11 protein-coding genes are annotated in these 12,579 nt (G+C 36.6%); all 11 read right to left on the bottom strand.

The window, feature by feature from the left end; genetic code table 11:
• Positions 1-109: 109 nt before the first annotated feature.
• The 11 genes from KEM10_RS00670 to KEM10_RS00620 all read right to left on the bottom strand — a co-directional run bounded on the left by KEM10_RS00670 (position 110) and on the right by KEM10_RS00620 (position 12,559).
• Positions 110-553, bottom strand: coding sequence for a hypothetical protein (locus KEM10_RS00670; RefSeq protein WP_212212165.1), 444 nt, complete (start codon positions 551-553; stop codon positions 110-112).
• 39 nt (positions 554-592) lie between these two features.
• Positions 593-1,819 (bottom strand): low temperature requirement protein A, encoded by a 1,227-nt coding sequence (locus tag KEM10_RS00665; protein WP_212212164.1) that lies wholly within the window; start codon positions 1,817-1,819, stop codon positions 593-595.
• Between the two features lie 169 nt (positions 1,820-1,988).
• Positions 1,989-2,624, bottom strand: a complete 636-nt coding sequence (locus KEM10_RS00660) for a nitroreductase family protein (RefSeq protein WP_212212163.1) — start codon at positions 2,622-2,624, stop codon at positions 1,989-1,991.
• A 283-nt stretch (positions 2,625-2,907) separates the two neighbouring features.
• Entirely contained in the window at positions 2,908-3,501 is a 594-nt protein-coding gene (locus KEM10_RS00655; protein WP_212212162.1) for a YceI family protein, read from the bottom strand.
• 188 nt (positions 3,502-3,689) lie between these two features.
• Entirely contained in the window at positions 3,690-4,343 is a 654-nt protein-coding gene (locus KEM10_RS00650) for a CPBP family intramembrane glutamic endopeptidase (protein ID WP_212212161.1), read from the bottom strand.
• A gap of 102 nt (positions 4,344-4,445) precedes the next feature.
• On the bottom strand, positions 4,446-5,522 hold the full coding sequence (locus KEM10_RS00645) for a glycoside hydrolase family 43 protein (RefSeq protein ID WP_212212159.1): 1,077 nt from the start codon (positions 5,520-5,522) through the stop codon (positions 4,446-4,448).
• A gap of 264 nt (positions 5,523-5,786) precedes the next feature.
• Positions 5,787-6,380: a methyltransferase family protein gene (locus tag KEM10_RS00640; protein ID WP_212212157.1), complete on the bottom strand. Its 594-nt coding sequence runs from the start codon at positions 6,378-6,380 to the stop codon at positions 5,787-5,789.
• Between the two features lie 59 nt (positions 6,381-6,439).
• Positions 6,440-8,440, bottom strand: coding sequence for a polysaccharide lyase family protein (locus KEM10_RS00635; RefSeq protein WP_212212156.1), 2,001 nt, complete (start codon positions 8,438-8,440; stop codon positions 6,440-6,442).
• Positions 8,441-8,558: 118 nt separating this feature from the next.
• Positions 8,559-10,160 (bottom strand): efflux MFS transporter permease, encoded by a 1,602-nt coding sequence (locus KEM10_RS00630; protein ID WP_212212155.1) that lies wholly within the window; start codon positions 10,158-10,160, stop codon positions 8,559-8,561.
• Positions 10,161-10,163: 3 nt separating this feature from the next.
• Positions 10,164-11,225, bottom strand: coding sequence for an HlyD family secretion protein (locus tag KEM10_RS00625; RefSeq protein ID WP_212212154.1), 1,062 nt, complete (start codon positions 11,223-11,225; stop codon positions 10,164-10,166).
• Positions 11,225-12,559 (bottom strand): TolC family protein, encoded by a 1,335-nt coding sequence (locus KEM10_RS00620; RefSeq protein ID WP_212212153.1) that lies wholly within the window; start codon positions 12,557-12,559, stop codon positions 11,225-11,227. Before KEM10_RS00620 ends, KEM10_RS00625 begins: the two co-directional genes overlap by 1 nt.
• Positions 12,560-12,579: the final 20 nt, after the last annotated feature.

Here is a 12,579-nt window from a genome sequence, read left to right as displayed (position 1 = left end):
CAAATATTGTTTAAAAGCTATTTACATTTGATACTGTATAATCTAAATATAACTGCACACAATTGCATAGAAGAGCTATTATTACGAATCATATACGGACAAGCTCGCATTAAAGGTTAAACCGGTAAAAAGTTTTGTTGTTTTTATTTACTTTGTGTAAAAGCAAAAATAGAAGAAGACCTGATAAACCACCTATTAGAGTACCGTAAATATCTTTCCAGTCGAACACCCCTTTGGGAAGAAAGGGTTGAGCTATTTCGTAAATAATATACCCAAGAACAAAAAAGGTGATGAGTCGCAAACCTTTTACTTTGGTTGGATTAAAAACAGTTAGCCCGAAAAACAGCTGAACCAGAATACCTCCTAAATTACCCATCGAATCGGCAATACCCCAATCGTTAATTTGATTTTCATAAATAAATGGCCGATAGATAAACCTGCCTATTTCGGTAAGAACAAAGAACATTATAAACAATACCAAATAGATAATCCGAAAAGTATCTATCGTTCTGATTTTTTCCTTATCGATAAAAAGGTTCTTTCCTGATTTCATGATTATATAATATTCACTGATGCAATATCTGCATTCATATTATTCGACAATTGAATTATCTTCATTAATATTTTTTATATACTGACGAATCCATATTCTAAAACCAAAATAAATAGGGGCTAGCAAAACAATATCTAATAATAATAGAAGCAGATGCATTTCTATCCTTAAAAAATATAACAATATGGAGATTATTCCTGCAAGTGCAGTAATTACCTGCCCAACTCTATTTAGCTTTCGCGATTTATCATCGCATCGTAAAGTAAAAAACATAAACGAAATGCTAATATACACAATAGCAATACCCCCCGTAAGTAACAATCGAACAGGACTCTCAACCTGATTTCCAACTGCAGTAATATTAATTGTGGCAGCACCAATGGTTGTTATTCCCAATGTTAACGGCATATGTAAATATCCCCAGATATGCTCAATTATATGATTGCTTTTGGGTTTTTGATTGGATATATAATCAAAATAAACCCACCAGATTCCAACACCTAAAGACATTGATAAAAAAGCAATTAATCCATTGATTAAATCAAGGTGATGACTTGATATTAATCCATTAACAACGCCCACAACCACCTCACCTAATACAATAATGGTAATTAACCCAAATCGTTCTCTTATAGAGGGGGATAATCCGATTGACTTATCAATCTGGGTTTGAATTTTAGTATTGTTTAATCCAATGGTATACAGCAACAAAGGTTGTATTACAATAATACCAAAAGAAATGTACCATAAATAAAACCGAAGGGAAGTATCAACAAAAATAGAGGCAAGCATTAACATTATACTAATCAAGTACGATAAAGCATATGGATTAGCCAAAGGTTTATGATCCGGATCGTGATAACCGGTACGATACCATAGGACTGTAATAATTAGCAGAAAGATGGAATAAGAAATAATAAAACCAATGGCTCCATCGGTAAAGGCATTGTGGATAAACACGGCTATTGCGGTAACAGCAAACATTTGCAGGAAGGTTACAACACGGGTTTTTATATCGTTATTACCGTGAAGATCGTGATAAATGGCTCCGTTATACCATCCCCACCAAACCACTAAAAACAAAAATGAGAATTCCCCAAAAGACGACCATGAGACATCCACAGCCAGTTTATGAGATAACTGCGCTATGATAGCCACATAAATTAAATCGTAAAACAACTCTAAGAAACTTACTTTTCTATCTTCTTCCTGAACAGCATACCGTTTTGGTTTTTGCCACCAATACCTATAATGATTAGTCCCCATTAAATATCTTTTTTTATAGAAGACTCTAATTTACCATTTAAATAAAAAGAAATCAGGTGTAATCGTAATATATACAGGTATAATCTTCTGAATGCTGCGACCAACATAAACGGTAGTGCAAAAAAAATCCCGACAGAGTCAGGATTTCTTTGATAATTATTTTAATAAGTTATTCCATATCAATAACAAATTCGTTACGTGGTATTCTTACTTTTTTCATGTTTCTCACCCAGTCTTTTTCTTCATCGGCATAACCAACATAAATGAGTGATACACTTTTTAAGCCATACTGCTCTAAACCTAAAACTTCATCCACCACAGTATTATCAAAACCTTCGGCCGGACAAGTATCCACCTTTAATTCGGCTGCCTGCGCCAAAGCCAGTCCTAAGGCAATATAGGTCTGACGGGCTGTATGAGCAAAATTTACTTCATCAGGCTGGTTTAAATACAACTCCTTTAACTTATCGGTATAGCTGCTAAATCTACCTCGGGGTAAACCTCTTTCATCGGTAGTAAAATCATATACTTTATCAATACGCTCGGCAGTATAGGTATCCCAGGCAGCAAAAACCAGAATATGCGAACAATCTTTCATGCTTTCAGGGTTTAATGCTCCGGCAACCAGTTTCTCCTTTATTTCCTGGTTCGACACTTTTATTACATTAAACTGTTGCAGTCCTGATGATGTGGGAGCCAATCTGGCTGCTTCAATAATTGCTTCAATATTCTCTTCGCTTACCTTTTTTGAGGGATCAAATGCTTTTACTGCATGTCTCCATTGCAGATTCTCAATTAATGACATATTCTTTATTTATATTATTTATCTTCTTACTCTTATCCATACATTGCTTTATTACACTTCCAGCCAATTAAAAAAATAATCTTTTCCAACGGCAGAAAAGTGTGATAGCAATAATACAGACTTAGCCTTAACTATGGTGCCAAAAAATTGTTTGGTCAAACTTTGGCAATTAACAATTTTTAAAACACTAAGCCTCTTTAAAACATATAACCAGAGTACCACACTATTATTTATGCGGTACTCTGGTCGTTCCTAACAGGTCTTATGACGTATATCTTGGTTCTTATTCTTTATCGGGTTGCAAAAATTCTCCACTTGCACTTATACGTACTTCATCACTTACAATGGCCTCAGGAAACGATCCTCCCACTTCAAAATCTGAACGTTTTATAGTTCCTGTGATCTCGAAAGCGGTAGTCAACTTCGAACTCATTGGATTAGTTGTTTGCCCTCGGTACAACAAGTCAACCGTAACTGATTTGGTTACTCCGTGAATAGTTAAATCACCAGTTAGTTTGTATTTGTTTTTACCGGCTGGTTTAATGCCTGTGCTGGTAAAAGTCAATTCAGGATATTTCTCTGCATTAAAAAAGTCAGCACTTTTCAGGTGATTGTTTCTTGCTTCCACACGGGTGTTAATTGAATTAACTTTGGCTGTTAAGCTAAATTTGGCATCGCTAAAATCCTCTTTCTCTGATTCTACGGCAACAGTAAAGTCATCAAATGTTCCGCTTACATCATTAATACCTAAGTGTGTTACGGTAAAAAACAACTGCGAATGCGCTTTGTCGTTTGTCCAGGTTGTTGACTTTGAAATGGCAAATGCTGATAAGATAAATAAAGCTGCCAACGATAGTATTAAACTATATTTTTTCATGATTTAATTTTTTAATGTTTGAATATCTTATAATTATGGTACAAAGATATATTGGACATTAAGGCCGGTGATAACACTTTTCGGAAGAAGAGTTGTGTTTTTCGGAAATGAAGTACCTAAATCCTTGGAAGAGGTCAAAAAAACAGAAGTGAGTATGAATTCAATTCTCAATAATGCAGAGCTGTGAATTAATTTAAATACCTTCCGAATACCTGCATAAACGGATCTTGATTCACTACAGTGTAATAGAATAAGCCTCCCAGCCAACCATGAAACAAGCCCAGAATCCACAGGTTTCTTATTCGTAAATATACATATCCATAAAACAATGCCAGGATAAAGGTTCCGAGTATCAACCAATTATTAGGATAATGAATGAATCCAAAGAAAAGGGCAGTTATAAATATGGTTAGTGGCTTTTTAATGGCTATGGCTTCCATATCTTGCAGATTACCTGCTACTAAAGCGACTACCAGGAACTGTTGAATCACGCCCCATAAAGGATAGATAAGCAATATGGGAATAATATGCCAGGTTACATTGATAGTATTCTGAATGACACCAATAACAACAAATGCAGTTACTGCAAAAATACCAAAGGGTAAAACTATTTTTAATGCTTGCCCAAAGTTATCGGTACGAAAGCCCCAGTGCTTCAAAATGTTTTTCTGTCTTTTACTTCTAATCACAACATATACCGTCCATGCAATAATAGATACCGCAATAAAAGGAAACCTCCAGTTGAGGTAATCCATAAATATAAACTTACCAATGCCGGTAGCTAACGCGGCAGCAATTTCACCTAATCGTCGTAGGTCCAATATGGCATTGGTTTGTTTCATCAGCATTGCGTTGTGTTTTTCTTAGGGTTGAAGTTAAAGGTGTCACTACTCACACCAAACAATAATAAGCCAGGCTCTGAAGCTGAGCACTTATTATAATTACTAATCAATCAATACATCTGTCACTCCCCCCCATTTGTTGTTTAATCGCTTAGCTTCCTCTCTTGTAATGCTAATTACAGAACCATGTCGTGGATGAAAATCTTTAGTGAACGACTCTGGTTTTTCAGTAAAATGGTATAGATCGGTACTTCTTTGAAACTCATATCTACCGCTAGAATACAAGTCGTACATCAATATATAGGTATCTGAGTTGTTTAATTTAAAAATACTCGAGCCCTCTACTCCCGTGCGCTTATCTTTATAAGCATCTATAAAATCAGTTTGCTCGTCCCAAGGGCCTTGCAGGCTTTTTGAAACAGCTTGTTTTATTCCGTTCTGTATCTCATTCCCTTCCTCATCTTTAATGTTGCCTTTAAAAAACAGGTGATATGTGCTGTCTTTATAAATAATATCTCCATCAATGGCACCGTATTTAGCCCTGAACATAAATTGAGGTTCATTTTCAAAACCTTTAAAATCTTTATTGGCATATGCACAATAGAAATCCAGTTTATCATCATCACGAAATTTAACGGTGAAATAAACCAGATACTTTTCTGCTACAGGGTCATAAATGGTTTGAGGAGCCCACACCCAATAGGCATTTTCAAATTTCTCCGGATAAGCTTCAGCCAGATTTACTTTGCCGTGTTGCCAGCTAATTAAATCTTCTGATTTGAGCATTACAATACCCGGATTCTCCTTCCACCCATTGGTGGCTGTTGACATATCTGTTGCAACTATATAAAATTCTTTAGGCTCCTCACCACGCAAAATATGAGGATCTCGTATACCTCCGCTCTGTGAGATATCATCAGAATTTATGATCGGTTCATTGTTATTTAAGGCCTTCCAGTTTATGGCATCATCACTCACTGCAAACCTCAACTGTTCCTGATTTTTACGGCTTCCAGCCGAACCTTCAAAGTAGGCAAATAAATAAGCATCGTATTTTGGTAATTGTTGAGCATCTCTTTTATTGGAACAGCTGCATAGTACTAACACAATTATAAAGGGTAGAAAAAATTTCTTTCTTGTTAGCTTTGTTTCTGAGATTTTCATATCACATATAGTCATAAAGGTTATTTAAAATGATAAAAGTACAATTTCATATTTAGATTCAATTAATCAGGCAAACATATGATAACAATGTATGAATGTCACAATGATTTGATACCACCATTTTCTTGAGTAATACTGCCAGAGTGAGCACCTATATTACTCAGAGGAGAGGGGCAGACTTAAATCGGGATCAATAAAATCCCTGGGATCTACAATATTGGTTATTTAGAGCTACATCACAATTACAAGAAATCCATCCCTTGCTATAATAGAAAATTCTCAGAGCAACCATCTTTTCACTTTGCCCATATAGCTTTTATATTCGTCGCCCAAGGTGTTTAACAGAAATTCTTCTTCGAGTCGCACCTGTATTTGAATAACCAAAATACCGGCTACCAAAATAATAGCTGTCACCATATTGGGTATGACCAGAAATAAGCCGATAAATAAAAGGATTACCGCCAGAAAAATAGGATTTCGGGAAACAGAAAAAAGACCACGTGTTACCAACTTAACTTCGTTTTCGTTATCAATGCCTATGCGCCATTCGCTGGCCATATTGCGTTGTGCTATTACAATAATTATAAAAGCCAGATGCAATAAAATCATTCCTATCCATGCTAGTACATTGCTTTGTAAGTAATCGATGGATACAAAATATTTTATTATGGCAGGAAAAAAGGCATTAACGATAATGGTTATAAAAGCCATGGCCGAAATCATCTTGTAAGCTTTTCCTACATAATTAATGGCAGTCTCTTCCTTATCGAACCGAAAAGGTTTAATACCCGTTTTTTTGTAAGTGAGGTAGGTGGGTATCACAAAAACAGCAAACAAAAAAACGCAATAGTATATAAATAGGTAGAGTGCCATGTTATTGAATTTTCAAGTAAATGTAATTAAATGAACATACATGATTTGAAATATTTCCTTCAATTATTGCAAAAGATTTTTTTCGTATACACCTTCTCAGGTGTATGCAGCTGTATTATGTATATTCCTGTATTTCTATTAAATCCATTAATCGAAGCTGAATTTACCAACTCATAGTTTTTTTGAAATACAACATTACCTGATAAATCAATTATGGAGATTGCTTGAATCTTTACATCTGTTTCAACCTGAATACTACCTGAAGTTGCGTTATAATTTAGTACAATCTTAGGATCTGACAGTGCAGAATTAACTGAGGTTCCGGTATCAATTGAATCGGCTTCCAGTAAAATGGCATCGTACATTATACCTTTATATTCGTTTGCTGATCCATAACATTTCATTTCAATGGTATTGGTCCCTTCAGCCAATAAATCTTTATTCACATTACAACTTACCTGAGTAAATTTCCCACCGGTAAGCGAACTTCGTCTAATGCCACTATCAGTTCCCAAATCGGTGGTAGAGATGGTTGTTCCATTAAGTATTATGTCTAAATGAGGCCTGGCATCGGCACCTGCAATACCAACTTTCAGCACTGGATCAATAACTGTTGATAGATCCTTTATCTCGAAAATAATATCCCAATTACTACCAACCCTCTGACAATAATACCAATCATCACGCGCATTATCATTGTTAACATGGTACGTTAATGTGTAAGGGCAATCTTTCCATCTTCCATAAGCTCTTGGAAGATTCCCCAATTTATACTCTCCTGATTTATGGTCAGCAGTTCCTATTTGAAAAATGGTTTTCTGCTTCTCGTTGGTATTCCATTTTACGTTACCTGTTGTATTTTCGCCAACCTTAATGTTAATATTATCAACTTTTAAATCATCAACCAGCTTGCCCTTTTGAGTATATGCTTGCAGAGTATACGTTCCGGGTCGGATATTACTAATTCGAAAATCACCATTTTCATCTGCTTCAGCCCAAAACATATAATCGTATGGTTGTTTTTGCCAAAGATCAATCCCCGACAGCCAACTGGGAGCACTCTTGCATAAAAGTACCATAGCACTATCAACCACGGCCTCTCCATCCACCTGTAAAGAGCCGGATAAAGTACCTCTCTCAAGTGGATAAATTGATTCGTTCAGCCAGGTATAGGGCCACATTGCTTTTAGTTCATCTGCCTTTTGTTTGGCATCGCCAATGATCTCCTCATTTGTTCCCTCGTTGATATAAATAAAATGAGGACCGAAGATTTTCTCCCAGCTAGTATATTCATCTCTTAGCTCAATCAATGCCCCTCCGTAATGAGCACTAAAAAACTGACTTATAAGAATGGGTGTTGTATCTGTTCCATGTAAAGTTAATTCCTGTGCAGTAGTTCCGCTATTACTGTATTCATGACTGGCTTCCATATTCCACACACCAACTCCATTCCCCAATAACCCATGTAAATCATCTCGTATTTTTTCTACTGCCCAGTCATACTTTGTATATATGGTACCGTCTTGCAGTAGATATGTCGCGTCTTGTATTTCCTCCACATAATTTGCCAGCACGTCGGGGTGAACCATAGCACCCTCACGCTCGGTTGTCCATGCATAGTTAAATATGTCTTTATCTACACGAACTGCAAATCGTAATGAGTTCATGGTTTTATCTGTTAATCCGGCATCAGATACTTTGTAATAAACGAAAAAGCCACTTTCATTTTTACGAAAGACATAATGCATTTCAACATTGAAGTTATCTGTAACCTGATAAAAGATATCGGCAATATCAGCATTGTTAATCTTAACCTGAGGCGTTAAGGTTGTTGGAGAAAATGATCTTTCATTATCAACGTAGGTAAAATAGGCATATCCCCTATTGTTGAGAATACTATTTTGCCCTGCCTGATTTAAAGAGGTCATTCGACCTCCTTCTATTTCTGCAGAAAGTACATTGTTATCAATGATGACATTATTACCATTAATCGTTGCAATATTCTGGGCAAAAGAACTGAACGATATGGCGAGAGTCAATATGATTATGAATGATTTCATCAGGTACAATATACTAAAACCAACGTTTGATTGGTATAAATAAAATCATACTTTCATACTAAACTCCTTATTTAGAGTCTGTCTTTAATATTTGTGTACTAAAAGGATTCTTCAAATACTAAATAGGAATCAGTTTGTTTCCTATCTTCTTAATATGATACCTGAAATGAGGAATCAGCGCAATACCCATTATTATCAAACCAATGAAGATGCATAAATACAAATAATAATCTCTCACAAATAAAAGATTATTCTGATCTGCCAGCGACTGTCCAAATAGCTTTAATGCACCTGCATGACTTTGCTCAGGTGTCAGACCTTTATTTAGCAAAGTTTGTGTATATCCATTAATCCTTTGTGCAAGATCAGAATTAGCTGCCGTTAACTCTTTGGTGATACTGCTATGATGCAATTTCTGAATATGTAATCCGGCCCATCCTGTAAATCCCATAGTGGCGGTGAAGGTAGTTGCCCTAAAAGCAACACCGGTAACTGAGGCTGAAAACCCTAAATCAGCCGGTACCGATGTTGCATAAAATATAACAATAGATAGTATTAGAACTCCGTTACCAAATCCCTGCAGGAATAACGGTATTAAAAGATCTTTTGCCTCAGCCTGGTGATTGATAATCATAAAAGAGTAAAAATGAAACAACCACAAAGCGCCAAAACCGGTCATCCATATTAATCTTATTCGCCTGTTTGCTAAAATAAAACGAGCACTCAACAAGGCTCCAACCACAATACCCAATCCATTTGTCAGCATTAAATAACCCTGGTGATAATTATCGAGGTTGACCGAACGTGCCATAAATCGGTTCAGCAGCCCCATATCTCCTTTGCTAAAATAAAACAGAATCAGCAGCAACATACCAATACGGAAGTTACGGGTCTTAAATATGCGTAAGTTAATATACGGTTCAGGTAGATTTATCTGACGTAATACGAATAACCCGAATATTACCCCAAAAGCCATGGTGCAATAAACGATACGCGCACTATTAAACCATTGATAATACTGACCGTAAAGAAATATATATGCCAGCAATAGAAGAGAAGATGCATACAAAACAAAGCTGGGCCAATCAGCCGTTTTTAATGGTATTTTACCCTGACGACGTAAATCGGTGTTTTTTCGCAGAATAATAAACATCAAAATAGTTCCGGGTATTACACTGTAAATCTTAAACAGGAAAAGACTATTGAAGTTAAAATGGGTAAAGAGATGTGCATCCAATATATTCGCTAATGGTGCAGAACCAAACAAGATAGAATATAGAGTTGCATATCCCAGAACCCGGCTACGCTGCTCGTGAAACTGCTTAAAAACCAAGGTAAACATGATACCAATGATGCCATGCGAAATTGCTCCTCCAACAAAACGCATAACTAATAACAGAGCGTAGCTTTGTACGTTATATAGCAAGATATTTATCAGCAGATATAAGGAGATACATGCTGCAAGGTATGGCTTGGATGCAAAGAAATTGAAGAATCGAGCCTCCAACGGAAAAAAAGTGGCGATGGCCAGGTAGTATACCACAATGGAATACCTAATATCAATGGAATCAACACCATAATAACTGGCTGCCGAAGGAATACCACTCATGTAAATACCCAGCACTACAGCAACGGGTAATAAAAATACAAAGAGTGTTACATAGATTAGCCAGGTGGGCACCCACTTCTTAAAAATCTGTTGATTGTTTTTAGCTGGCATGCTCTATAATTTGGGAACAGATACTTCGGCATTCATTCCAGCCTTTAACCTTTCGATTGCTTTTTCCTCATCCGTAAATTGGATTCGCACGGTAAAACGCTGAGTAATCTTTACAAAATTTCCGGTAGCATTATCGGGTGGCAAAAGCGAAAATTGCGATCCCGTAGCCGGTGATAACGATTCAATCTTACCATGAAACACTTCTCCGGGATAGGCATCAATGCTGATCTCAGCTTCCTGACCTTCTTTCATTTCGGCAATTTGCGTTTCTTCAAAGTTGGCTTCAATCCATTTGCCTTGCTCCATATCAACAATAAAACCAATGGTTTGTCCTTTTTGAATATATTGTCCTTTCTGAATAGTCTTTTTTCCAAGGTAACCATCCGATGGGGCCGTGATAACCGCATACATCAAATCGAGTTGTATTTTTTGCAGAACAGCCTCTTTTTGCTCGATGGTAGCTTTAGCAACTTCAATTTGCGTTTTCACCTCCTCCTTCTTGCTGTTGGATACCTCAAACGATTTTTTAACAGCTTCATAATTCGACTGTGCTACATCTAATTTTGTTTTGATATTTTCGAACTGTTGGAGTGTCACCGCCTCCACTTTATAAAGTTTTTCGTATCGATCGTATTCCTGCTGCTGCTTCCAGAGCTCAGCCTTTTCGGCACTTATTCGGGATTTATTAACGCTCATATTACCGGTTGCCGATGTGTAATTGTTCTCCAGTACTTTTAGGTGAGCCTGGGCTGATGCCAATGCTGCCTTAGCTTCTGCAAATCGAACCATACTTTCCTCTTTATCCAATACCAAAAGAGTATCACCTTTCTGTACTTTCTGGTGATCTTTAAACCTAATCTCCTGAACATATCCGGTGGCTCGACTTAATATAGGATTGATGTATTCCTTTACCTGTGCATCATTCGTCGATTCATATCGCATGAAATCAACCAAACGAAAAATTCCCCAAATAAGTAATCCTAACAATATGCTGAGCGCGATAAAGTAGGTTATTCGCACAGCAATATTGTCTAGTCTGTGGTATTTATTAATGTTCTCACTCATTATAATTGGCCTGTTAATCTAAGTAATTGATAATAATGTAATCGGGCTGAAATCTGACTATTGATTAAGTCAAATTGAGCTTTTAGCAATTGGGTATCGGCTTCTAATAAATCGGTTATTAAAGCCAGCTGATTAAAATAGGTCTCGTTGATGATGCGGTCGTTCTCTTGCGCTTGTTCAATGTTTAAAGTCGCCACTTCAATCTCTGTTAAATCTTCATTCAATCGCTTGTACGCTTTATTTATTTCGGTCCTCAATTTTTCTTCTGTTTGAGCTTTGACGAGCCTTTGTCGGTCAACCGTTAAACTGGCTGCATTCTCTTTATGCTTATCATGGTACAATGACGATATGTTATATGATATTCTGATGCCACCCACACCCAGTGCATAAGGCGCATTGGCATACGGATATAACATGATCTGCGGAAAAGAATAAGAATATTCGCCAAATAAGCTGATGCGAGGTAATTTGTCAGCCTTGAGATTTTTCTCATCCAGTTCCGATAATTTTATATGGGCCTCTGCCATTTTCTCGTAATGAGATGTTGACATGGCAATTTGAATATAATTTTGGTAGGCTTGTTTAAGTTCACCTAAATTCATAGCAATGTCATCAATAGGTATTAATGGATGATGATCGTCGAATCCTAAAATAATATTCAGTTGCTGTTTGGAAATATTCAGGTTGTTGTTCATTCGTAGTAGGTTGGTTTCCTGCTGCGACAATTGTAACTGAGCCCGTAATAAATCACTTTTTAAAATAACGCCATTATTATAAAGCTGTTGAATCTGTTCCAGACGTTTTTTGTTTCGATTTACATCCTGTTCAATTAATTTCACAAAAGCAGTTGATCGTTGAATGGATAAATACAATTCAGCCACTTTATAGTGAATATCAGAAACCGATTCGCTCTTTAGATATTGCAACAGTTCCGTCTTAGTTTCTGCTTTTTGAATAGCAATATGATTTTTGTGTCCACTATACAGATTAAACTCAGCTTCAATACCTGCTTCGTATGTGGTATGATCGTGAATAGGAATATAAGTGGGAGTTTCCAATATTCCGTCCTCAAAAACCGGAATATTTGCTAGCTTACCATAATGAGCATTTGTACCAACATGCGGCAACCATTGAGATTTGGCCTGTCTCAAATCTTCCATTCCAATTTGGTTATCGATGTTTTTTAACTGTATCTCCTTGCTAAATGTATTAGCTCTTTCCCAGGCTCCGTTTAATGTTATATGAACGGTATCTTCAGCAGTACTCTGTCCCTCCGATCTTGTGCCTGAAAGGATAAAGAGAAGGAATATTGCGCTTCTCAATATCAATTTCACCCTACAAAATTTCATTTTGC

The organism is Carboxylicivirga linearis, from assembly GCF_018271995.1.
Lineage (GTDB): Bacteria > Bacteroidota > Bacteroidia > Bacteroidales > Marinilabiliaceae > Carboxylicivirga > Carboxylicivirga linearis.
The sequence above is the reverse complement of the archived record's forward strand: the minus strand, read 5'-3'. Positions and strand labels throughout refer to the sequence as shown.

What these genes read in the sequence shown, in the direction of transcription:
- KEM10_RS00650 (WP_212212161.1), bottom strand. Translation starts at nt 4,343, where the DNA reads ATGAAACAAACCAATGCCATATTGGACCTACGACGATTAGGTGAAATT.
- KEM10_RS00670 (WP_212212165.1), bottom strand. Translation starts at nt 553, where the DNA reads ATGAAATCAGGAAAGAACCTTTTTATCGATAAGGAAAAAATCAGAACG.
- KEM10_RS00640 (WP_212212157.1), bottom strand. Translation starts at nt 6,380, where the DNA reads ATGGCACTCTACCTATTTATATACTATTGCGTTTTTTTGTTTGCTGTT.
- KEM10_RS00625 (WP_212212154.1), bottom strand. Translation starts at nt 11,225, where the DNA reads ATGAGTGAGAACATTAATAAATACCACAGACTAGACAATATTGCTGTG.
- KEM10_RS00635 (WP_212212156.1), bottom strand. Translation starts at nt 8,440, where the DNA reads ATGAAATCATTCATAATCATATTGACTCTCGCCATATCGTTCAGTTCT.
- KEM10_RS00660 (WP_212212163.1), bottom strand. Translation starts at nt 2,624, where the DNA reads ATGTCATTAATTGAGAATCTGCAATGGAGACATGCAGTAAAAGCATTT.
- KEM10_RS00655 (WP_212212162.1), bottom strand. Translation starts at nt 3,501, where the DNA reads ATGAAAAAATATAGTTTAATACTATCGTTGGCAGCTTTATTTATCTTA.
- KEM10_RS00665 (WP_212212164.1), bottom strand. Translation starts at nt 1,819, where the DNA reads ATGGGGACTAATCATTATAGGTATTGGTGGCAAAAACCAAAACGGTAT.
- KEM10_RS00645 (WP_212212159.1), bottom strand. Translation starts at nt 5,522, where the DNA reads ATGACTATATGTGATATGAAAATCTCAGAAACAAAGCTAACAAGAAAG.
- KEM10_RS00630 (WP_212212155.1), bottom strand. Translation starts at nt 10,160, where the DNA reads ATGCCAGCTAAAAACAATCAACAGATTTTTAAGAAGTGGGTGCCCACC.